This window comes from Janthinobacterium sp. CG_23.3 (assembly GCF_046115965.1).
In the GTDB taxonomy this organism is placed as follows: domain Bacteria; phylum Pseudomonadota; class Gammaproteobacteria; order Burkholderiales; family Burkholderiaceae_D; genus Janthinobacterium.
The window spans coordinates 31,756-53,967 of record NZ_JBJXIB010000019.1 but is presented as its reverse complement, the minus strand read 5'-3'; the positions used below and the strand labels follow the sequence as shown (position 1 = coordinate 53,967).

Sequence of the window (22,212 nt, the reverse complement as noted above, 5' to 3'; positions counted from 1 at the left end):
CTACGCAAGCAAGGCCATGGCATGCTTGAGGTTCTGCTCCGGGCCTTCAACGGTAATCCTATCCCGCTTGCCGCATAGCGGCTGAACAGTCACCATATATTTTAGGTTGCTGCAATACCTGCGTCAAAAACGGTTGTTCCTCGCGCAGGCGCCGTTTAAAGTCGGCAATCGAATACAGATTGGGATTAATCTTCCGCCTCAACATCCGTTCCCCGGGCGCAAGGCTAGACAGCAAATCACCATAATTGGTATCGTCGCCTATCAACAACAAATCGATATTACTGCCCGCCGCATCCTGTCCTTTTGCGGTTGCGCCATAAACAAAAGCGATCCGAATCTGTTTCGACAAGGGTGCCAAGGTTCCATGCAGCACGCCAATCAGGCCGAAGGTTTTTGCACCAGTCCGCTTAACTCTGGATACACCAAGCTTTCCTTGTTCGGCCAAAAACGCCGCACATTGCCGATACGCTCGGACGTGATCAAGCCGGAGTCGTGCAGGCGCCGCAACTCGCGCTGGGCCGACGCGCTGCCCAAACCGGTCAGGCGCATAATTTCGTTCAAGTGGAAGCCCTCGTTGACGCGCACGAAGAGCAGCCCGAGGAGTTTTTGCTGTGCTGGAGTGAAGAGGGCTTGGGCAATCATGAACCAAATCTTAGCACAGTTATGCCAAATATTGACTTACACGCCACGTCCCGACAGGGCGTGGATACCACACCTTCCAGCCGATCGTGGCAGCGTAGGTCATCACCACGCCGGAGATCGCCGAACCCCGTAAGGAGGCGAGCGGTGGTTCAGCAACGTTAAAGAAGGGTCAGCAACAACATATATATATGTGGCGAATATTTTGGTGCGTTAAGCAGAAATATGGAAACCATCCTCAAATAAAGCTTCCGCCATATATTCCAGTAATTTTTGTTTATTCGCGAAAATTCTATCCTACCTGCCGGAAAAAACTAATGGCTTTAAGGATCGCAGTTCGATTTCGATATTCTTACATTAGCGGGCCGGCGACTTTAAACATCAACCCAAGGCAAAGAGCCGGGGTCAGAGTTTAAGGTCTCCCCCCCGGATTACGCCGTGGGTTTTAATGATTCCACCGCCGAAGCCGCGTGACGTAACGTCCACCATTCCAGAATATGTTCAGGCATAAAAAAACGGCACCGAGGATTGCTCCCTGGTGCCGTTTTCTATGCGATTAAAGCTGGATTACGCTTCGCCGCCGTGTTGTTGCTCTTCGATGTCCTGCAAGGCTTCCGCCGCTTCGCCGGCCATTGCGGCCTTCTCGGCGAGCAACAGCGCATTGCGCTCTTCGACTTCCCACGCTTCTTTTTCCTTGCGGGCGCGATGGAAGGCCAGACCGGTACCGCCTGGTATCAGGCGGCCGACGATGACGTTTTCCTTCAAGCCGCGCAGACCGTCGCGCTTGCCCATGATCGCAGCTTCCGTCAGCACGCGGGTGGTTTCCTGGAACGAAGCGGCCGAGATGAACGAATCGGTCGACAACGATGCCTTGGTAATACCCAGCAGTACGTTTTCGTAGGTTGCGGCGATCTTGTTGCCGGCGTTCATACGGTCGTTTTCGTCCAGCAGTTCCGAACGCTCAACCTGCTCGCCAACGATGTAGTTGGTGTCGCCGGCGTTGACGATCTGAACGCGACGCAGCATCTGACGCACGATCACTTCGATGTGCTTGTCATTGATCTTCACGCCCTGCAGACGATACACGTCCTGCACTTCGTCGACGATGTAACGCGCCAACGCTTCGATACCCAGCAGGCGCAGGATGTCTTGCGGATCGGCCGGGCCGTCCACGATCATCTCGCCCTTGTTCACGACTTGGCCGTCATGCACCAGCACTTGTTTGTCCTTGGTAATCAAGAACTCATGCTTGTTGCCGTCCATGTCCGTGATTTCCAGACGCTGCTTACCCTTGGTTTCTTTACCGAACGCAACCGTACCCGTGACTTCCGCCAGCATACCGGCGTCTTTCGGCGAACGCGCTTCGAACAGCTCGGCAACCCGCGGCAGACCCCCGGTAATATCGCGCGTCTTCTGCGATTCGGTAGGGATACGCGCCAGCACTTCACCGACCGACACTGCCTGGCCGTCTTTGACCATGATCAGCGCGCCGACTTGGAAGCCGATCGCCACCGAATGTTCGGTGCCGGCGATCTTCACTTCTTCGCCCGCTTCGTTCAACAGTTTGACCTGTGGACGCAGCGTTTTGGTCAAGGAACCGCGACGTTTCGCATCGATCGCGACCAAAGTCGACAGACCGGTGACTTCATCGACCTGACGGGCCACGGTGACGCCTTCTTCCACATTCTCAAAGCGCACCAGACCGGCGTACTCGGTAATGATAGGACGGGTCAGCGGATCCCATGTTGCCAGGGCGGTGCCGGCCTTGATGACCATGCCGTCCTTGACGATCAGGGTCGCGCCGTACGGCACTTTATGACGCTCGCGCTCACGACCGTGGTCGTCGGTAATCAGCACTTCGCCCGAACGGGAAATGACGATTTGCGCGCCCTTGCCGTTGGTAACGTAACGCATGGTTGCCGTGAAGCGGATGGTACCGTTCGATTTCGCTTCCACCGACGATGCCACCGCCGCACGCGACGCCGCACCACCAATGTGGAAGGTACGCATGGTCAGCTGGGTACCCGGCTCACCAATCGACTGCGCCGCCACCACACCGACGGCTTCGCCGGCGTTGACCATCGAGCCGCGGCCAAGGTCGCGGCCGTAGCACATTGCGCACAAGCCGAAGCGGGTGTCGCAAGTGAGCGGGGTGCGGACTTTGACTTCGTCGATCGACAGGCGCTCGATTTCCTCGACCATGTCTTCGTCCAGCAGCGAGCCGGCTTCGTACAGGGTTTCCTGGGTTTCAGGATGGACGACATCGTGCACGGTAACGCGGCCCAGGATACGGTCGCGCAGCGCTTCGATGACTTCACCACCTTCAACCAGCGCCTTCATCAGCGCGCCGTTCATGGTGCCGCAATCGTCTTCGATCACCACCAAATCTTGCGTCACGTCGACCAGACGACGGGTCAGGTAACCCGAGTTCGCGGTTTTCAGCGCGGTATCGGCCAGACCTTTACGCGCACCGTGGGTCGAAATGAAGTACTGCAAAACGTTCAGACCTTCGCGGAAGTTCGCGGTAATCGGCGTTTCGATAATCGAGCCATCCGGTTTCGCCATCAGACCACGCATACCGGCCAACTGGCGAATCTGGGCTGCGGAACCGCGCGCGCCGGAGTCGGCCATCATGTAAATGGCGTTGAACGATTCCTGCGTCGACTTGGTGCCGTCGCGGCGGATCACGTCTTCGACTTTGAGCTGGTCCATCATGGCCTTGCCGACTTCGTCCGAGGTTTTGCCCCAGATATCGACGACCTTGTTGTAACGCTCGCCGGCGGTGACCAGACCGGACGCGTATTGCTGTTCGATCTGTTTGACTTCTTGTTCGGCGGCCGCGATCAGCGTGACTTTTTGCGGCGGTACCAGCATGTCGTCGACGCAGATCGAGATACCGGCGCGGGTTGCCAGGCGGAAGCCCGACTGCATCAGCTTGTCGGCGAACACCACCGTCGCGCGCAGGCCGCACTTACGGAAGGATGTGTTGATCAGCTTGGAAATTTCTTTCTTTTTCAGCGCGCGGTTCAGCACCGAGAAAGGCAGGCCCTTCGGCAGGATTTCCGACAGGATGGCGCGGCCGATGGTCGTTTCGTAGCGGGTGATCGTTTTCACGAACTCGCCCGTTTCGGCGTCCTTCGGGTACTCGGTGATACGCACGGTCACGCGGGTCGTCAGTTCGACTTCCTTGTTGTCGTAGGCGCGGATCACTTCGGACACGTCGGGGAACATCATCCCTTCGTTCTTCGCGTTGATCGCTTCGCGGGTCGCGTAGTACAGACCCAACACGATATCCTGCGAAGGCACGATCGACGGTTCGCCGTTCGACGGGAACAGAATGTTGTTCGACGCCAGCATCAGCGTACGCGCTTCCATCTGCGCTTCGATCGACAGTGGAACGTGGACCGCCATTTGATCGCCGTCGAAGTCGGCGTTGAACGCGGCGCAGACCAGCGGATGCAGCTGGATCGCCTTGCCTTCAATCAGCACCGGCTCGAAGGCCTGGATACCCAGGCGATGCAAGGTTGGCGCGCGGTTCAACATGATCGGATGTTCGCGGATCACGTCTTCCAGGATGTCCCAGACCACCGGTTCCTGGATCTCGACGAGCTTCTTGGCGGCCTTGATCGTGGTCGCCAGGCCCATCAGTTCAAGCTTGTTGAAAATGAACGGTTTGAACAGTTCCAAGGCCATCAGTTTCGGCAAGCCGCACTGGTGCAGTTTCAATTGCGGACCCACGACGATGACGGAACGACCCGAGTAATCGACGCGTTTACCCAACAAGTTCTGACGGAAACGGCCGCCCTTACCCTTGATCATTTCAGCCAGCGATTTCAGCGGACGCTTGTTGGCGCCGGTCATCGCTTTGCCGCGACGGCCGTTGTCCAGCAACGAATCGACCGCTTCTTGCAGCATGCGCTTTTCGTTGCGCGTGATGATCTCTGGAGCGCGCAGCTCCATCAGGCGTTTCAGGCGGTTGTTGCGGTTGATGACGCGGCGATACAGGTCGTTCAGGTCGGAGGTCGCGAAGCGGCCGCCGTCCAGCGGTACCAGCGGACGCAGCTCGGGCGGCAGCACCGGCAGCACTTCCATGATCATCCAGTCCGGCTTGATGCCCGAACGCTGGAACGCTTCCAAGACCTTCAGGCGCTTGGCGTATTTCTTGATCTTCGCTTCGGACTTCGATTCCTTCAGTTCCACGCGCAGGGTTTCGGCATCGCGGTGGATGTCGATCGAGCGCAGCAGTTCACGGATACCTTCGGCGCCCATGAAGGCGGTGAAGTCGTCGCCGTACTCTTCGTACTTGGCGGCGTAGTCGTCTTCCGACATGATCTGGCATTTTTTCAGCGGGGTCATGCCGGGATCGGTCACGACGTACGCTTCAAAGTACAACACGCGTTCGATGTCCCGCAGCGTCATGTCCAGCACCATACCCAGGCGCGACGGCAGCGACTTCAGGAACCAGATGTGGGCGGTCGGCGAGGCCAGCTCGATGTGGCCCATGCGCTCGCGGCGCACTTTCGCCAGCGTCACTTCGACGCCGCACTTTTCGCAGATCACGCCGCGGTGTTTCAGGCGCTTGTACTTGCCGCACAGGCACTCGTAGTCCTTGATAGGACCAAAAATCTTGGCGCAGAACAGGCCGTCGCGCTCAGGCTTGAAGGTGCGGTAGTTGATGGTTTCCGGCTTTTTTACTTCGCCGTAGGACCACGAACGGATTTTCTCGGGCGACGCCAGACCAATTTTGATCGCGTCGAACGTTTCGTTTTGCTGAACTTGCTTGAATAGATCGAGCAGTGCTTTCATGTATCACTCCAGGTGATTAAATTTCATTTCTGAGACGAAGTTGCCCGGCGAGGTTTCCCTGCCGGGCGGCTCCATCACAAACCAATAGTCGAGGGTTTCTCGTTATCAGTTTCTTTCGAGGTCGATATCAATACCCAGCGAACGGATTTCCTTCACCAACACGTTGAAGGATTCCGGCATACCGGCGTCGATCACATGGTCGCCCTTGACCAGGTTTTCGTACACCTTGGTACGGCCGTTCACGTCATCTGACTTGACAGTCAACATCTCTTGCAGCACGTACGATGCGCCGTAAGCTTCCAGGGCCCACACTTCCATCTCACCGAAACGCTGGCCACCGAACTGGGCTTTACCGCCCAGTGGCTGCTGCGTTACCAGCGAGTAAGGGCCGGTCGAACGGGCGTGCATCTTGTCATCAACCAAGTGATGCAGTTTCAACATGTGCATCACGCCAACGGTAACCTTGCGCTCGAACGCTTCGCCGGTGCGGCCGTCATACATCGTCACCTGGTTCTTGGACGGTGTCATGCCCAAGTTCTTGGCGATGTCGTCCGGATACGCCAGGTCCAGCATGCGGCGGATTTCCTCTTCATTGGCGCCGTCAAACACCGGGGTCGCGAACGGCACGCCCTTTTTCAGGTTTTCCGCCAGCTTCATGATCTCTTCGTCGTCGAAGGCGTCGAGGTCTTCGGCGCGGCCGTTTTCATTGTAGATCACGGTCAGGTACTTGCGCATTTCCACGGCCTGCGTGTGCGCCTTCAACATTTCGCCGATGCGGATACCCAGACCCTTGGCTGCCCAGCCCAAGTGAGTCTCGAGGATCTGACCGACGTTCATGCGCGAAGGAACGCCCAACGGATTCAGCACCACGTCGGCCGGCGTGCCGTCGGCCATGTACGGCATGTCTTCCACGGGAACAATACGGGAAACCACACCCTTGTTACCATGGCGACCCGCCATCTTGTCGCCCGATTGCAGGCGGCGTTTCACGGCCAGATACACTTTGACCATTTTCTGCACGCCAGGTTGCAGTTCATCTCCCTGGGTCAGCTTCTTGCGCTTCTCTTCGAAGGCCAGGTCGAACTGGTGGCGCTTCTCGTTGATCGATTCTTTGATCGCTTCCAGCGCTACCGCCGCGTCGTCGTCCGCCGGGCGGATGTCGAACCAGTGGTATTTGTCCAGATCGGCCAGGTATTCCTTGGTGATCTTGGCGCCCTTGGCCAGCTTTTTAGGGCCGCCGTTGACGACTTTGCCGATCAGCATTTTTTCCAGACGCTGGAAGGCATCGCCCTCGACAATACGCATCTGGTCGTTCAAATCGAGGCGGAAACGCTTCAATTCGTCATCGATAATCTGCTGGGCGCGCTTGTCGCGGACGATGCCCTCGCGGGTGAACACCTGGACGTCGATGACGGTGCCGATCATGCCGGAAGGCACGCGCAGCGAGGTGTCTTTCACGTCCGACGCTTTTTCGCCGAAAATCGCGCGCAGCAGCTTCTCTTCAGGCGTCAGCTGGGTTTCGCCTTTTGGCGTCACTTTGCCGACCAGGGTGTCGCCAGCCTGGACTTCCGCGCCGATGTAGACGATACCGGACTCGTCCAGACGGGCCAGTTGGTTCTCGGCCAGGTTCGAAATGTCGCGGGTGATTTCTTCCGCGCCCAGCTTGGTGTCGCGCGCAACCACCGACAACTCTTCGATATGAATCGAGGTGTAGCGGTCGTCCTTGACGACGTTTTCCGAGATCAGGATCGAATCTTCGAAGTTCAGACCATTCCATGGCATAAACGCCACGGTCATGTTCTGGCCCAGGGCCAACTCGCCCAAGTCGGTCGATGCGCCGTCGGCGATGACGTCGCGCTTCGAGACGCGGTCGCCAACCTTGACGATAGGACGTTGGTTGATGTTGGTGTTCTGGTTCGAACGGGTGTACTTGATCAGGTTGTAGATATCCACACCGACTTCGCCGGCGGTCGCTTCGTCATCGTTGACACGAATGACGACGCGGCCCGCATCGATGTAGTCGACGATACCGCCGCGCAGGGCCTGCACGGTGGTACCCGAGTCGACCGCCACGGTGCGTTCGATACCGGTACCGACCAGCGCCTTTTCAGGACGCAGGCAAGGCACGGCCTGGCGCTGCATGTTGGCACCCATCAAAGCGCGGTTCGCATCATCGTGTTCAAGGAACGGAATCAGCGACGCGGCGACGGAGACGATCTGGCCCGGCGCAACGTCCATGTACTGGATGCGCTCTGGGGATACCAAGATCGTTTCGCCGGCTTCACGCGCGGAAACCAGTTCATCGGACAAGGTGCCGCTCTTGTCGATGGTCGCGTTCGCCTGGGCGATGATGTAGCGGCCTTCTTCAATGGCGGACAGGTAATCGATCTGGTCGGTGATCTTGGAGCCTTCGACCTTGCGGTACGGGGTTTCCAGGAAGCCGTATTCATTCAAGCGGGCGTACAGTGCCAGCGAGTTGATCAGACCAATGTTCGGACCCTCGGGCGTCTCGATCGGACAGACGCGGCCGTAGTGGGTCGGATGCACGTCGCGCACCTCGAAGCCGGCGCGTTCGCGGGTCAGACCGCCGGGTCCCAGCGCCGATACGCGGCGCTTGTGGGTAATTTCCGACAATGGATTGGTCTGATCCATAAACTGCGACAACTGCGACGAACCGAAGAACTCGCGGATCGCGGCCGAAATCGGCTTCGAATTGATCAGGTCGTGCGGCATCAGGTTGTCGGCTTCGGCTTGGCCGAGGCGTTCCTTGACGGCGCGCTCGACGCGCACCAGGCCGGCGCGGAACTGGTTTTCGGCCAGTTCGCCGACGCAACGTACGCGGCGGTTACCCAGGTGATCGATATCGTCGACTTCGCCGCGGCCATTGCGCAGTTCCACCAGGATCTTGATCACGGCCAGCACGTCTTCGTTCGACAGCGTCATGGCGCCGGTCAGTTCATCGCGGCCAATGCGGCGGTTGAACTTCATGCGGCCCACGGCCGACAGGTCGTAACGGTCCGAATTGTAGAACAGGCCGTTAAACAGCGCCTCGACCGAATCTTCGGTCGGCGGCTCGCCTGGACGCATCATGCGGTAGATCGCCACTTTCGCGGCCATCTGGTCGGCGGTGTCGTCGATGCGCAGGGTTTGCGAAATGTAGGCGCCCTGGTCCAGGTCGTTCGTGTACAGCGTCTGGATTTCGCTGATGTGCGCTTCGCGCAGACGACCCAACAGGTCTTCGGTCAGCTCGTCGTTGGCCGAGGCGACCACTTCGCCGGTGTCGGCGTCGACGATGTTCTTGGCCAGCACGCGGCCCAGCAGGTAGTCTTCAGGCACGGAGATGTGCTTGATGCCAGCCGCTTCGATATCGCGCACGTGCTTGGCGTTGATACGCTTGTCTTTCAGCACCAGCGTCTTGCCCGACTTGTCGACGATGTCGAAACGCGCCACTTCGCCGCGCAGACGCTCGGAGACGAATTCCATTTCCGCGCCTTCGGAGCGCAGGTTGAAATTGTCGAAGACAAAGAAGTTGGCCAGGATCTGCTCGTGCGACATGCCGATTGCCTTGAGCAAGATCGTCACGGGCATTTTGCGGCGGCGGTCGACGCGGAAGAACAGGATGTCTTTCGGGTCGAACTCGAAGTCCAGCCACGAACCGCGGTAAGGAATGATACGCGCGGAGAACAACAGCTTGCCCGACGAGTGGGTCTTGCCGCGGTCGTGTTCGAAGAACACGCCCGGGGAGCGGTGCAACTGCGACACGATGACGCGCTCGGTGCCGTTGATAACGAAGGAACCGGTGGTCGTCATGAGCGGCAATTCGCCCATGTAGACTTCTTGTTCTTTCATTTCCTTGACGACCGGCTTGGTCGGCGATTCCTTGTCCAGAATCACCAGGCGCACCTTGGCGCGCAGCGGCGAAGCGAAGGTCAGTCCGCGCTGTTGGCATTCTTTGACGTCAAAGGCGGGGTCGCCCAGGACGTACGACAAGAATTCGAGGCGCGCAAAACCATTGTGCGACACGATAGGGAAAATCGAGGTGAAGGCGGACTGCAAGCCATCGTTTTTACGGGTAGACGGTGCAATGTCTTCCTGCAAAAAGCTATGATAGGACTCGAGCTGGGTCGCCAGCAGGAACGGAACGTGGTGAACGTTGGCGCGCTTCGCGAATGACTTGCGAATGCGTTTCTTCTCAGTAAATGAGTAGTGCATGGACACTCCGTGAGTGACAGAAAGGATAGAAAATTCAGGTTTTGCAAGTGCTCAGAAGCAACATCGCGGCTGCGTGTGACACAGACGAAACCTCAAGGCTCTACTTTCCGGCTTGAATCGAAACAACATGACGAATACAAATACGACAAAGACGACAAAGGAGCCAAAGCCGGGTTTTTCCCTTTAACAGGAAAACCACAGACTTTGACTCGGGCGCGAACTGCCGCCGGTAATACTATTACTTGATCGAAGCGGTTGCGCCGGCTTCTACCAGTTTCTTCTGTGCTGCTTCAGCGTCCGCTTTCGACACTGCTTCTTTCACAGTTTTTGGTGCGCCATCGACCAGGTCTTTAGCTTCTTTCAAGCCCAGGCCGGTGATTTCGCGAACTGCTTTAATGACGCCAACTTTGTTAGCGCCGAAGCTGTCCAGGATGACGTTGAATTCGGTCTGCTCTTCAACAACGGCCGCTGGGCCAGCTGCTGGGCCGCCCGACGACATTGCTGCTGCCGACACGCCGAATTTTTCTTCGAATGCTTTAACCAGGTCGTTCAGGTCCATTACGGACATGGCGCTAACTGCTTCCAGGATATCGTCTTTGCTAATTGCCATTTTGAAACTCCTAAATTTATTACGTAAGTTACATCAGATTGGTACTGCGAGAAAAAAGCGTCGAGGCAATTAAGCTTCGACTGGCGCTTCTTCCGCTGCGGCTGCTTCAACGGCAGGGGCGGCGGATTCAGCATCTTTTTTCGCTGCCAGGGCAGCCAGACCACGTGCAAAGCCCGACACCGGAGCCAGCATAACGCCCAACAACTGCGCGATGAGGACTTCACGGCTAGGAATGCTAGCCAACGCTACGACAGCCGCTTTATCAAGCGGTTTGCCGGCGAAGTTACCTGCCGTGATGACCAGTTTGTCGTTGGTTTTAGCGAAGTCAGCGATGACTTTGGCTGCTGCAACGGCGTCTTCCGAGATCGAGTAGATCAACGGACCGGTCATGGAATCGGCGAGGCTAGCGAACGCGGTGCCTTCGACGGCGCGACGAGCCAATGTGTTTTTCAACACACGCAGGTATACGCCTTGGGCACGCGCTTTAGCACGCAGTTGCGTCAAGTGACCAACCTGGATGCCACGATATTCGGCCACGACGATAGTTTGCGCTGCTGCTACTTGCGCGGAAACTTCGGCGACTACGGCCTTTTTGTCATTCAGATTGAGACTCACGGTCAACCTCCTTAAATGATGTTCGGCAATCACAACCGAGTGGTTGAGCGCCTCGCATCGGTTCGAACACGGCGTCCGAAGTTAAGAAGTTCAAAAACTGAGCGGTTACATTCACGCAGCATGAGGACTACAAAACTTGTTCGGGTACACCATCTGCGTTGGGCGCCCCCGCTTGCGCGGCGGCGATTAACCTCATGCACGTGTTGTCACACTCGGCCCAACGGTCTTTGATTGTCCGGCGCCGCCGTGCGGAACACGACGACACCAGCCCAAAGATTCGCCGGCCGTGTCGCGGGGACACGGCCGGACTTCATTTCTTACTTAAGCAGCCAGGCTAGCCTGGTCGACACGGACGCCAGCGCCCATGGTCGACGACAGCGAGACCTTGCGCAGGTAAACACCCTTGCTCGATGCTGGCTTGGCTTTGTTCAGCGCTTCGATCAGTGCGACCAAGTTCGATTTCAGGTCCGCATCAGCGAACGACTTGCGGCCGATCGTTGCGTGGATGATACCGGATTTGTCGGTACGGTATTGGACTTGACCGGCTTTCGCGTTTTTCACGGCGGTAGCGACGTCAGGAGTAACAGTACCAACCTTCGGGTTAGGCATCAGGCCGCGTGGGCCCAGGATCTGACCCAGGGTACCGACGATACGCATGGTGTCTGGCGAAGCGATGACGATATCGAAAGGCATGTTACCGGCTTTGATCGACTCGGCCAGGTCTTCCATACCAACGATGTCGGCGCCGGCGGCTTTAGCCTGCTCGGCTTTTTCGCCGGTTGCGAACACAGCAACGCGAACCGATTTGCCGGTGCCAGCTGGCAGCACGACGGAACCGCGGACGACTTGGTCCGATTTCTTCGGATCCACACCCAGTTGTACCGATACGTCGATCGATTCATTGAACTTGGCGGTAGCGCACTCTTTGATCAGAGCGACGGCGCTGTCGAACTCGTAAGCCTTGGTGCGGTCGACTTTGGCTTTGAAAGCCTTGATACGTTTGGATAACTTAGCCATTACACACCCTCTACCGTGATGCCCATCGAACGCGCGGAACCGGCGATGGTGCGCACTGCGGCATCCATGTCGGCAGCGGTCAGATCCGGCGATTTCAATTTAGCGATTTCTTCAGCTTGTGCGCGGGTCAACTTACCGACTTTGTCGGTATGTGGCTTCGGCGAACCTTTGGTGATCGCTGCAGCTTTTTTGATCAGGTACGTTGCAGGAGGCGTCTTCATCACGAAGGTGAAGGACTTGTCTGCGAACGCGGTGATCACGACTGGGATTGGCATGCCTGGCTCAACGCCTTGGGTCTGCGCGTTGAACGCTTTGCAGAATTCCATGATGTTCAGACCGCGCTGACCCAGTGCTGGACCGATTGGTGGGGATGGGTTTGCTTTACCAGCTGGAACTTGCAGCTTGATAAAACCAATGATTTTCTTTGCCATGATGGCTCCTATCTTGGATTGAGTAGTAGCGCCCCGCCGATGTTGCCCTGGCGGGGCTCCTCTGACCGGATTTCGCGGAACCTTGCGACGCTCCGGATGGGCGCTTGCCGCACACTACTTATACTTTTTCGACTTGGCCGAATTCCAGCTCTACCGGGGTGGCGCGGCCGAAAATGGTGACCGAGACGCGCACCTTGGATTTCTCGTAGTTGACTTCTTCGACGTTGCCGTTGAAGTCGGTGAACGGACCATCCTTGATACGCACCTGCTCGCCCACTTCGTACAGCGTCTTCGGACGCGGCTTCTCGATGCCCTCTTGCATTTGCTGCATGATCTTGTCGATTTCGCGCGCGGGAATCGGCGTCGGCTTGTTCGACTTGCCACCGATAAAGCCGGTGACCTTGCTGGTGTTCTTGACCAAATGCCAGGTCTCGTCCGTCATTTCCATTTCAACCAGCACGTAGCCCGGGAAGAAACGACGCTCGGTGACCGACTTGACGCCGTTCTTGACTTCGACCACTTCCTCGATCGGCACCAGGATCTGGCCAAACTGGTCTTGCATGCCGGCGCGCTCGACGCGCTCGGTCAACGCGCGCATCACACTTTTTTCCATACCGGAATAGGCGTGCACGACATACCAGCGCTTGTTGCTGACTGGCACGCTCAGCGGTGCCGCACCAACATCGGATGCCGGGACATCGCCCGGCACATCGTCTTGCACGTTTTCGCTCATTTATTTACCTACACCCAGAATCAAGTCGTACAACAAAAACTCAAGCAACTTATCCGTGCCCCAGAGGAAGATTGCCATCACCAAAACGAAGGCAAATACGATAGCCGTAATTTGCGACGCTTCTTTGCGTGTAGGCCACACCACTTTTTTCGTTTCGCGCACTGCTTCTTTGGCGAAATTCAGGAATTCACGGCCGGTCGTCGAAGTCCACAAGATGCCGACAGAAATAGCCAAACCAGCTACGAGTGCGGCTGCGCGCACCAGAGCTGGCTGGTTGTTCAGGTAATAAAACCCGACTACTCCTGCAATCGCGGCCACTACTGCCAATACGATTTTCATCTTGTCATTCGACGTGCTAACGGTTTGCACGGATTGATTAGACATACTTTTTTTACTTTCGGTGCCCTGCACCAGAACGGTGGCAGGGACGGAGGGCATCGAACCCCCAACCTTCGGTTTTGGAGACCGACGCTCTGCCAATTGAGCTACGTCCCTACGTAAAACTTGAGAAGAATCCCGCTATTCTACCACCCGGGACACCCCGAGTGGAAGGACAGAGTATTCTTAAGCGAGAATTTTTGCAACCACGCCGGCGCCGACGGTACGACCACCTTCACGAATAGCAAAGCGCAAACCTTCTTCCATGGCGATCGGGTTGATCAACTTGACGGTGATCGACACGTTATCGCCTGGCATGACCATTTCTTTGTCTGCTGGCAACTCGATCGAACCGGTCACGTCCGTTGTACGGAAGTAGAACTGGGGACGATAGTTGTTGAAGAACGGCGTATGGCGGCCGCCTTCGTCTTTCGACAAGACATAGATCTCGCCGGTGAAGTGGTTATGTGGCTTGATCGAACCCGGCTTGGCCAACACTTGACCGCGCTGCACGTCTTCGCGCTTGGTACCGCGCAACAGCAAACCAACGTTGTCGCCGGCCATACCCTGGTCCAGCAGCTTGCGGAACATTTCCACGCCGGTGCAAGTGGTTTTGACGGTGTCGGTGATGCCGATGATTTCGATTTCTTCGCCGACTTTGACGATACCGCGCTCGATACGACCGGTCACAACGGTGCCGCGACCCGAGATCGAGAACACGTCTTCGACTGGCATCAGGAATGCACCGTCGACTGCGCGCTCTGGCGTAGGGATGTAGGTGTCGAGCGCATCGGCCAGACGCATAACCGCGTCAACGCCCATTTCGCCCTCAACGCCTTCCAGCGCCATACGTGCCGAACCTTTGATGATAGGCACGTCGTCGCCTGGGAAGTCGTATTTCGACAACAGCTCGCGCACTTCCATTTCAACCAGTTCCAGCAACTCGGCGTCATCGACCAGGTCGCATTTGTTCAGGAACACGATGATGTATGGAACGCCAACTTGGCGGGCCAGCAGGATGTGTTCGCGGGTCTGTGGCATTGGGCCGTCAGCTGCGGAGCACACCAGGATCGCGCCGTCCATCTGCGCTGCGCCGGTGATCATGTTTTTGATGTAATCGGCGTGGCCTGGGCAGTCAACGTGAGCGTAGTGGCGCGCTGCGGTTTCGTACTCGACGTGGGCGGTGTTGATGGTGATACCGCGCGCTTTTTCTTCCGGCGCCGCATCGATCTGGTCGTATGCTTTGGCTTCGCCGCCGAATTTCTTCGCCAGCACGGTTGCGATAGCAGCCGTCAGGGTGGTTTTACCGTGGTCGACGTGGCCAATGGTGCCGACGTTGACGTGCGGCTTGGTCCGTTCGAATTTACCTTTTGCCATTTTGAACTCCTAATGATTTGATTAGATTGCTCAGGCACACGCCCGACGGTCTGGTTGAATATGCTGCTGTTGCTATTCTGTTGCTGATACTACGAATTCTGGTGCCCTTGACGTGGATCGAACACGTGGCCTCTCCCTTACCAAGGGAGTGCTCTACCACTGAGCTACAAGGGCTTTGTCATGCGCGCGATGCAAACCGAGCATCTGAAGGGCACTGGAGCGGGTGAAGGGAATCGAACCCTCGTCGTAAGCTTGGAAGGCTTCTGCTCTACCATTGAGCTACACCCGCGAGTATCGTTCACTTCCACTACTCAGTCTGCCTTGCAAAAACTTGGTGGAGGGGGCTGGATTCGAACCAGCGTACACATAGTGAGCAGATTTACAGTCTGCCGCCTTTAACCACTCGGCCACCCCTCCGCGAGGAACCGCAGAGTATGAAGCATTCAAACACATCTGTCAACCAACTCCGCTGATGCTGCTGCGGAGTAAGAAGAAGTTGGCTGCTTCGGGGCGTGATTATAAGCCTCGGTTCGGCGAATCTGCAAGGGCAAGATTAAAAATATTACTATTTCTTTTTTGCGCGGCTTTTCGCAGGCCGGCTTACTTAGCCCATCGGGCCTGGCCCGACCTGCGACACCTCGCTCACGGCGCCAGCGCCACCAGCACCTGCCCCTTCAGCGCGCGGATCAGCGAGGCCTCGTCCGGCGGCACACCCTCCGGCGCCGGGTGGATGCGGTCGGCGTAGAACAGCCCCAGTTGCACCGACTGCACCACCAGCGGCAGCACGATGAAGCTGCGGGCGTCCGGCAGCAGCGCCCGGTGCCACGGCGGCAGCAGGTCGCGGATCTTTTGCGCGCCGGCGTCGGCGATCATCAGGTCGGCCTCGTTTTCCATCGCCAGGTGGAACAGGTCGTTGGCCGGGGCGATCGGGAACTGGAAGCCGGCCTGGCGTTCGGCGTGCCGTTCGCCAAACGACAGGCGCGCGCGGTACAGGCCGCTCCTGGCGTCCTTCAGGCACACCGTGGCGTAGCGGAAGCCCATGCTGCGGTACAGCGTCTCCAGCACCGTCTGGATCAGCTCGTTCATCTTGCACTGGCCGCCGGCGCGCATCTGCGTCACCTCCTGCACCCCGGCCAGCAACAGTTCGCGGGCGTTGGTCGGCTTGCCGCTCGGATAGGCGGCGTCCTTGCCGGCGTCGCCGGCGTCCATCGTCGCCAGCACCAGCACGTTGGGCAGGCCGCCCTCGCCGTCGTCTTCCGCCTGCGGCGCCAGGTTCATGCTTTCGAGCAGGCTGGCCATTTCCGCGCGCACCGTCTCGAACAGCTTGCGCAGCAGCGCCTGGTCAACCGCCAGCGCCACGCCGAAGCGCGCCAGCAGCGCGCGCGCCTCCGGCGTCTCGGCCGCCTCGCCCGGCCGCCCCAGCAGCTTGGCGGCGTCGATGCTGAAGGTGGCCACCTGGCGCATCCACTCCTGGCGGTTGACGGCGAGCTTCTGCGGACCCGGTGGCAGCGTGCTCAGCGAGCGGACGATGACGTCGGGGATCTTCCATTCGCGCAGCACGGCCGCCGACAGCACGTCGTAGCTGCTGCCCAATATCATCTGCGAGGCCTGGCTCTGGTTGTGTTCGCCGGCCGCGACCAGCGCGCAGATCTCGCGGAAGCGTTCGTGCTCCTGCGAGGCGATCAGCAGCGGGCCGATGTTCTTGAACAGCGCGCCGATCGAGGCTTCCTCGGCGCCCTGGTAAAAGCTCAGGCGCGCCAGCTCGCGCCCCAGCAGGCTGGCGCACAGCGCCGCCTCCAGTTCGGCGCGCACGCTGTGGGCGTGCTTACTGTTGAGCAGGGTGTCGACCAGCAGCATCGCCAGCGCGGTGGTTTTGACGTTGTTAAAGCCCAACAGCGAGATCGCCCGCGAAATCGTCGTCACGGCGGTGCCGTTGGCGGTGCGGTAGGTCGGCGTGTTCGACAGGCGCAGAATCTTTTGCGTCAGCGCCACGTCCGACAGCACGTAATAGGCCAGGCTCTGCGTCCCCTCGTCGTCCGACGAGGCCAGTTGCACCACCCGCGCGACCGAGGCGCCGAGCGCGAACAGGCCCTCGTCGCCGCAGAGTTTGTGCAGCAACTGGCCGCGCACCGGGCGCTCGGCGCCGCCGGACCCGCTGGATGAAGCTGTAAACATAGGCGTGACTCCCGTTCGATATGGTAGGTCGGACGCGGGGGCCGCCGGGGCGAACGCGCGATTCGACGCCGCGCCGCCGCCGCCGACGCCGGCCCGGTTACGCCGTTCCGGCCAACCCGAGCTACGCGCCGGCGCCGGCGTCGCGCCAGCGGCCGGCGCGGATGTTGTATTTTTGCAAAATCTGCTGGTGCAGCCCGGCCAGCGCCGGCAGCTTGGCGTTGAGCGGGTCGAGCCGCCGCACCGCGCCGATGTAGTCCAGCGCCAGCTGGCCCAGGCGCTCCTCCCAGCCGGTGTTTTCCAGGCATTTGAGCACCGCGACGGCGGCGTTGAATACCACCTGCGGGTTGTCGGGCAGTGTCACGGCGGCTTCGACCATCAAGTCGACGGCGGCGCGGAAGTCGCCCTCCTTGGCCTTGGCGGCGCCGGCGGCGACCATGTCGGCCACCTGCTGCCGGCTTTCGTGCGCCAGCGCCACGGCCAACTCGGCGCGGCCGGCGTTCTCGAACACCGCCATCGCCCGGGCCATCTCGGCGCTGCTGCCGGCGTTGCGCATGACGTCGCGCATGACGTCGGCGGCGCCGTCCTCCTTGCCGTTGTCGAGGCAGTTGCGCGCCAGTTCGATCTTCAGGCCGCTCGACACGCCCACGCTGTGGCGGCAGGCCGTCAGCGCGGCGTCGAGCGACTCGCCCAGGCGCGCCTCGTTGCCGGTGAACTCGTGCAGCATGGCCGAGGCGACCGCGCTGCACAGGCCGCTGTTCTTTTGCCCCGCCATCGACTTGTCGAGGTCGCGGATCACCGCCGCCGCCTGCACCGGGTCGCCCTTCAGCACCAGGCTCTGCACCAGCCGCGCGTGGTCCTCCGGGTCGCGGAATTCGGAGTACTTGGCCTTGCTGACGACCTGCTTCAGCGCCTTTTCGGCGGCGTCGACGTCGCCCGCCTCCAGCGCCACCTGGCCCAGCCGGCGCAAGCGCCGCAGCGCGTGCGGCGACAGGGCCACGGCCTCGCTCAGCGCCGCCTGGGCGCGCGCCGGCTGGCCCAGCGCCTCGTGGGTGCGGGCCAGCCAGTCGTAGGCGTCGAGGAATTTCTTGTTGTGTTCCAGCAGCGACTCGAGCATCTCGCGGGCCTGCTCGAACTGGCCGCGCATGAACAACGTGCGGGCCTGGCCCAGGCGCGCCCAGCCGATCGCCTTGCCGCTGTACAGCTCGGCGTAGATCGGCTCGGCCTCGGCCGGCTCGCCCAGCAGCACGTGCAGCTCGGCGCGCAGGCGCAGGAAGTCGGTGGCGTAGCGCGGCGCGGCGACGGCGGCGCCGACGCAGGCGGCAATGGCGCCGCGCTCGTCGCCCAGCTCGATACGCTGGTATACCGGCAGCAAGGCGTTGCGCTTGTCGAGCGCGCGGCCTATGCGCTCGAGCATGTTATCGGCCGTGAAAGGTTTCAGGATATAGTCGGTGGGCGCCAGTTCGACCGCGCTGACCACCTTGTCGAAGCTGCCCTCGCCGGTGACGATGATAAACATCGTGGTGGCGTGGATCAGCTTGTGGTGGCGCAGGTCCTCCAGCAGTTGCTGGCCGTCCTGGCCGCCCTCGAGGTCGTATTCGCACAGGATCAGGTCGAAGCTTTTGACGCCGAGCTGGCGGATCGCCTGGCTGGAGTTGGCGGCGTCGTCGATGCGCGCCAGGCCGCACAGGTTGAGCATATTGTGCAGGCTGGCGCGCATGCCCGGGTGCGGCTCGACGATCAGCGCGCTCAGGCCCTTGAATTGGTTCATGTCATCGGTTCCGAAAAAGCCGCCGGCGCCGCGCCGGCGCCCTCCCCTCCAGTGTATAGGAGCGCGCCGCGCCCGGCTGCATTTTCCGTCATGGCCGGGACCGGTAGCGACCTATTGGCGCTCGGGATGCCACAGCGCCGGTTCGCCGTCGATCAGATGCGCCAGCGCCGCCACCACCTCCGGATCGAACTGCGTGCCGGAACGCTCCTCGATATAGCTGCGCACCTGCGGGTACGGCCACGGTTCCTTGTAGGGGCGTTCGTGCAGCAGCGCGTCGAAGACGTCGACCACGGCGACGATGCGCGCGGCCACCGGGATGGCGCGCCCCTTCAGACCCTGCGGATAGCCGGCGCCGTCGAAGTGCTCGTGGTGGTTGCCGGCGATTTGCGCGCCGTAGCTCAGGTAGCTGACGCCGTCGACCATGCCGGCGGCGCGCTCGAGGATGGTCTGGCCCACGCGCGCGTGCAACTGCATCTGCGCCCGCTCCTCGGCGGTGTGCGGGCCCGGCTTGAGCAGGATGCGGTCCGGCGTGGCGACCTTGCCGACGTCGTGCAGGATGCTGGCCAGGCCGATCATGTCGACCAGCTGCGGCGTGACCTCGTCCTCGTAGACGGCGCGCGCGCGCAGCACGCCGGCGATGGCGCTCGAGAGCGCCTGCACCCGGCGCACGTGGCCGCCGGTGTCGCCGTCGCGGAACTCGGCCAGGTCGGCCAGCGCCACCACGGTCGCCTCCTGCGCCTTGCGCAGCTGGCCGAACATATACAGGTTGTCGAAGGCGGCGGCGATGCGCTGGCAAAACACTTCAAGCAGGTCGCGCTGGATCTGCGCCAGCGGCCACGGCGGCGTGACCGAGATGGCCAGCTCGCGGTCGCCCTCGGTGTGGATGAACAGCACGTTGGCCGGGTGCTCGAACTGGCTGCACTTCTCGGCGAAGGCCTTGTTGATGGTCGGCGCCAGCGGATGCTCGGGCGGCAGGCGCTCGGCGTCGGCCAGCGCGGCGTAGCCGCCGGTGGCGGCGACCACGGTCGGCACCCCGGTGCCGCCCTGCATCAGGCACAGCACGCCGTCGGCACCGACGTCGAGGATGGCGCTGACCTGGTTCAGCACGCCGGAGGCGAATTCGCGCAGCGAGTGGATCTGGTACAGATTGGTGGCGCCGGCCAGGATCTTGCCCAGGCCGATGCGGCTGCGCTCGAGCATCATCAGGCTTTCATAGGCGCGCAGCGCCGAGATCACCGTGGTAAACAGCTTCTGCGTGGTCAGCTCGGTTTTCGCCTTGTAGTCGTTGATGTCGTATTCGATGATGACGCGCTGCTCCGGCGCCTGGCCCGGCTGGCCGGTGCGCAGCACCACGCGGACGATGGCGTTGTTCAAGTCGGCGCGGATGCGCTTGGCCAGGATCAGGCCGGCGTCGTCGGTTTCCATCACCACGTCCAGCAGCACCAGCGCGATGTCGGCGGTGTCGCGCAGGATCTCGAAGGCTTCCTTGCCGCTGTAGGCCGAAAACAGCTCCAGCTCGCGGCCCTTGAAGCTGACGTTGCGCAGCGCCAGCCGGGTCACCGCGTGCACGTCGACGTCGTCGTCGACGATCAAGACGCGCCACAGGCGTTGGTCCGGCGCGGCCAGACCGACTGGCTTTTGCTGCTCGTCGTCCTCGTCAAGCAGCCAGTTCTCGTCTGCGGCGTTGGGGTCGGTCATCACTGCTCCTTAGGGGTGAACGCGGCGTCTGCGACTGCACGCTCTGGCACCCCAGCATAATCAGATTTTGTCAGGGTTACAACCCCCATTCTATTGGATCGGCGCGCGCGCGGCCGAACTGGCGCGGCGCCGCCTATTTTTTCGCAAAGCGCCGCCGCCGGCCTCGTAATATGCTGGATACTCTGCTACCCTTTTACAACCATGAGCCAGCCGCGCCGGCGGCGCCGGCGCGACGCCCCCACCGGCGTTTTTTACAAGGACACCACACTATGCAAGAAAGCGCATCCGCCGCGTCCCACGCGCGCCCGGGCAAGGACATCGCCGGCCAGGAATACCTGGCCTTCACGCTCGGCTCCGAAGAGTACGGCATCGACATCCTGAAGGTGCAGGAAATCCGCGGCTACGAGCAGGTCACGCGCATCGCCAACGCGCCCGACTTCGTCAAGGGCGTCATCAACCTGCGCGGCATCATCATCCCGGTGGTCGACATGCGCATCAAGTTCAAGCTGGGCACGCCGGTGTACGACCAGTTCACCGTCGTCATCATCCTCAACATCGGCGGGCGCATCGCCGGCATGGTGGTCGACAGCGTCTCCGACGTCACCACGCTGACGCCGGACCAGGTCAAGGCGGCGCCGGAAATGGGCGCCGCCTTCAGCAGCGACTTCCTGATCGGCCTGGGCACCATCGACGAGCGCATGCTGATCCTGATCGACATCGACAAGCTGATGTCGAGCGACGAGATGGGCTTGAGCGACACCATCGCGGCCTAGACCGGCCCCGGCCCCGCGGCCGGCCTATTGCGCGGCCGCCTTGTCGCAGCCGCCGCCGTCCTGGGCGATTTCCTGGTAGCGCACCTCGTACTTGCCGAAGGCCAGCTGGTCGACGACGAGCTTCTCGTGCGCCAGGATAAACAGGTAGCGCACGTTCGAGCGCCGCTCCAGGTCGTACAATTTGATGAACACCGGGACGTCGTTGTTGCCGTTGTCGAGCGTCAGTTGCAGCTCCGCGCCCTTGTTGGCGACCGGGAAGCCGTCGAGGTAACCCGACTTGCGCGGCCACGGCTCGCCGTTCGGCGCCGTCTGCGCGCGCGGGTCGGCGTCGCAGGCCGGCGCGGCGCTGGCGGCGGCCGGCAGCACCAGTTGCGACACCGCCATGATCTTGATGTCGGCCGGCCGCGGCGCGGCCGGCTCGGGCGCATAGGGTTTGCCGACGGCCCAGCGGTCGACCGCCGCCGCGTCCTTCGCCGCGTCCTTCGCCTCGTCCTTCGGCTCGGCCTTGGCGGCGGGCGTCGGCCCGGCCGCGCCGGCGCCGCGCGCGGACGCGCCCCACGGCGCCGCCTCGCCGCGCTGCAGCATCAGCATCGCCCCCAGCCAGCCCAGCGCCAGGCACAACGCCAGGCTGAGCCACCAACTCCAGGCGCGCCACAGCGGCGCCGGCGCGGCCGCCGCCTCCCCGGGCGGCGCGGCGTCGTGGCGGTGCTCGTCCTGGTGGGTGCTTTCCAGCCAATTGATCTCCCACTCCTCGGCGGCGATCCACTCGTCGTGTTCCTTGCGGCGCTGCGGATCGGCCAGCGTGCCGTAGGCGCTGTTGAGGATGGCCATAATGCGCGCGGCCTTCTCGTCGCCGGGATTCTTGTCGGGATGGTATTTCTGGCTGAGCGCTTTGTAGGCGGCACGTATGACTTCCTGCGGCGCCATGCGCGCCACCTTCAGGTTGTCATAGTGAGTGTGTATCTTTCCCATCGTTCCAA

General features: G+C 60.7%; 16 protein-coding genes and 4 tRNA genes. 1 reads left to right on the top strand and 19 read right to left on the bottom strand.

From position 1 onward, the window contains the following. Positions 1-58: 58 nt before the first annotated feature. From ACFDR9_RS07470 to ACFDR9_RS07385, 18 genes are all read right to left on the bottom strand, one after another. On the bottom strand, positions 59-445 hold the full coding sequence (locus ACFDR9_RS07470; RefSeq protein WP_409030582.1) for a hypothetical protein: 387 nt from the start codon (positions 443-445) through the stop codon (positions 59-61). Then, positions 379-642: a hypothetical protein gene (locus tag ACFDR9_RS07465; protein ID WP_409030581.1), complete on the bottom strand. Its 264-nt coding sequence runs from the start codon at positions 640-642 to the stop codon at positions 379-381. The genes ACFDR9_RS07470 and ACFDR9_RS07465 overlap by 67 nt, the downstream gene beginning before the upstream one ends. Positions 643-1,206: 564 nt before the next feature. Continuing rightward, on the bottom strand, positions 1,207-5,445 hold the full coding sequence (gene rpoC / locus ACFDR9_RS07460) for a DNA-directed RNA polymerase subunit beta' (RefSeq protein WP_017877896.1): 4,239 nt from the start codon (positions 5,443-5,445) through the stop codon (positions 1,207-1,209). A 105-nt stretch (positions 5,446-5,550) separates the two neighbouring features. After that, positions 5,551-9,657, bottom strand: coding sequence for a DNA-directed RNA polymerase subunit beta (rpoB, locus tag ACFDR9_RS07455; RefSeq protein WP_409030580.1), 4,107 nt, complete (start codon positions 9,655-9,657; stop codon positions 5,551-5,553). Between the two features lie 238 nt (positions 9,658-9,895). Beyond that, positions 9,896-10,267, bottom strand: coding sequence for a 50S ribosomal protein L7/L12 (rplL, locus tag ACFDR9_RS07450; RefSeq protein WP_017877898.1), 372 nt, complete (start codon positions 10,265-10,267; stop codon positions 9,896-9,898). 69 nt (positions 10,268-10,336) lie between these two features. Beyond that, the gene (gene rplJ, locus ACFDR9_RS07445; protein ID WP_026133145.1) at positions 10,337-10,882 is read right to left on the bottom strand and encodes a 50S ribosomal protein L10; all 546 of its coding nucleotides are present in this window, start codon (positions 10,880-10,882) and stop codon (positions 10,337-10,339) included. A 321-nt stretch (positions 10,883-11,203) separates the two neighbouring features. Then, positions 11,204-11,899, bottom strand: a complete 696-nt coding sequence (rplA, locus tag ACFDR9_RS07440) for a 50S ribosomal protein L1 (protein WP_017877900.1) — start codon at positions 11,897-11,899, stop codon at positions 11,204-11,206. Further along, complete coding sequence (gene rplK, locus ACFDR9_RS07435) at positions 11,899-12,330, bottom strand: 50S ribosomal protein L11 (protein ID WP_017877901.1); 432 nt, start codon at positions 12,328-12,330, stop codon at positions 11,899-11,901. Before rplK ends, rplA begins: the two co-directional genes overlap by 1 nt. Before the next feature lie 118 nt (positions 12,331-12,448). Continuing rightward, positions 12,449-13,063, bottom strand: coding sequence for a transcription termination/antitermination protein NusG (gene nusG, locus ACFDR9_RS07430; RefSeq protein WP_017877902.1), 615 nt, complete (start codon positions 13,061-13,063; stop codon positions 12,449-12,451). Further along, entirely contained in the window at positions 13,064-13,447 is a 384-nt protein-coding gene (secE, locus tag ACFDR9_RS07425) for a preprotein translocase subunit SecE (protein WP_026133146.1), read from the bottom strand. Positions 13,448-13,482: 35 nt separating this feature from the next. Next, a tRNA-Trp gene (locus ACFDR9_RS07420) sits at positions 13,483-13,558 on the bottom strand. A gap of 69 nt (positions 13,559-13,627) precedes the next feature. After that, complete coding sequence (gene tuf / locus ACFDR9_RS07415) at positions 13,628-14,818, bottom strand: elongation factor Tu (RefSeq protein WP_017877864.1); 1,191 nt, start codon at positions 14,816-14,818, stop codon at positions 13,628-13,630. Between the two features lie 99 nt (positions 14,819-14,917). Continuing rightward, a tRNA-Thr gene (locus ACFDR9_RS07410) sits at positions 14,918-14,992 on the bottom strand. A gap of 41 nt (positions 14,993-15,033) precedes the next feature. Next, positions 15,034-15,107 (bottom strand) — tRNA-Gly (locus tag ACFDR9_RS07405). A 43-nt stretch (positions 15,108-15,150) separates the two neighbouring features. Then, positions 15,151-15,235: transfer RNA gene (locus ACFDR9_RS07400), tRNA-Tyr, on the bottom strand. Between the two features lie 225 nt (positions 15,236-15,460). Next, complete coding sequence (locus ACFDR9_RS07395; protein WP_409030579.1) at positions 15,461-16,993, bottom strand: HDOD domain-containing protein; 1,533 nt, start codon at positions 16,991-16,993, stop codon at positions 15,461-15,463. Positions 16,994-17,114: 121 nt separating this feature from the next. Next, positions 17,115-18,761, bottom strand: coding sequence for a response regulator (locus ACFDR9_RS07390; RefSeq protein ID WP_409030578.1), 1,647 nt, complete (start codon positions 18,759-18,761; stop codon positions 17,115-17,117). A 111-nt stretch (positions 18,762-18,872) separates the two neighbouring features. Beyond that, positions 18,873-20,459, bottom strand: a complete 1,587-nt coding sequence (locus ACFDR9_RS07385) for a DUF3369 domain-containing protein (RefSeq protein WP_017877905.1) — start codon at positions 20,457-20,459, stop codon at positions 18,873-18,875. Positions 20,460-20,728: 269 nt separating this feature from the next. Between ACFDR9_RS07385 and ACFDR9_RS07380 the strand changes: the two genes are divergently transcribed. Next, a complete protein-coding gene (locus tag ACFDR9_RS07380; RefSeq protein ID WP_409030577.1) occupies positions 20,729-21,232 on the top strand; it encodes a chemotaxis protein CheW in 504 nt (167 codons plus the stop codon). A gap of 24 nt (positions 21,233-21,256) precedes the next feature. On the opposite strand, the gene ACFDR9_RS07375 is transcribed toward ACFDR9_RS07380, so the two are convergent. Next, complete coding sequence (locus ACFDR9_RS07375) at positions 21,257-22,204, bottom strand: J domain-containing protein (protein ID WP_409030576.1); 948 nt, start codon at positions 22,202-22,204, stop codon at positions 21,257-21,259. Positions 22,205-22,212 lie beyond the last annotated feature (8 nt).

Bases quoted from the DNA above. Each gene is read 5' to 3' on its own strand.
- tuf (WP_017877864.1), bottom strand. From the start codon at position 14,818: ATGGCAAAAGGTAAATTCGAACGGACCAAGCCGCACGTCAACGTCGGC.
- nusG (WP_017877902.1), bottom strand. From the start codon at position 13,063: ATGAGCGAAAACGTGCAAGACGATGTGCCGGGCGATGTCCCGGCATCC.
- ACFDR9_RS07380 (WP_409030577.1), top strand. From the start codon at position 20,729: ATGCAAGAAAGCGCATCCGCCGCGTCCCACGCGCGCCCGGGCAAGGAC.
- ACFDR9_RS07395 (WP_409030579.1), bottom strand. From the start codon at position 16,993: ATGTTTACAGCTTCATCCAGCGGGTCCGGCGGCGCCGAGCGCCCGGTG.
- rplK (WP_017877901.1), bottom strand. From the start codon at position 12,330: ATGGCAAAGAAAATCATTGGTTTTATCAAGCTGCAAGTTCCAGCTGGT.
- rpoC (WP_017877896.1), bottom strand. From the start codon at position 5,445: ATGAAAGCACTGCTCGATCTATTCAAGCAAGTTCAGCAAAACGAAACG.
- ACFDR9_RS07375 (WP_409030576.1), bottom strand. From the start codon at position 22,204: ATGGGAAAGATACACACTCACTATGACAACCTGAAGGTGGCGCGCATG.
- secE (WP_026133146.1), bottom strand. From the start codon at position 13,447: ATGTCTAATCAATCCGTGCAAACCGTTAGCACGTCGAATGACAAGATG.
- ACFDR9_RS07390 (WP_409030578.1), bottom strand. From the start codon at position 18,761: ATGAACCAATTCAAGGGCCTGAGCGCGCTGATCGTCGAGCCGCACCCG.
- rplL (WP_017877898.1), bottom strand. From the start codon at position 10,267: ATGGCAATTAGCAAAGACGATATCCTGGAAGCAGTTAGCGCCATGTCC.
- ACFDR9_RS07465 (WP_409030581.1), bottom strand. From the start codon at position 642: ATGATTGCCCAAGCCCTCTTCACTCCAGCACAGCAAAAACTCCTCGGG.
- rpoB (WP_409030580.1), bottom strand. From the start codon at position 9,657: ATGCACTACTCATTTACTGAGAAGAAACGCATTCGCAAGTCATTCGCG.
- rplA (WP_017877900.1), bottom strand. From the start codon at position 11,899: ATGGCTAAGTTATCCAAACGTATCAAGGCTTTCAAAGCCAAAGTCGAC.
- ACFDR9_RS07385 (WP_017877905.1), bottom strand. From the start codon at position 20,459: ATGACCGACCCCAACGCCGCAGACGAGAACTGGCTGCTTGACGAGGAC.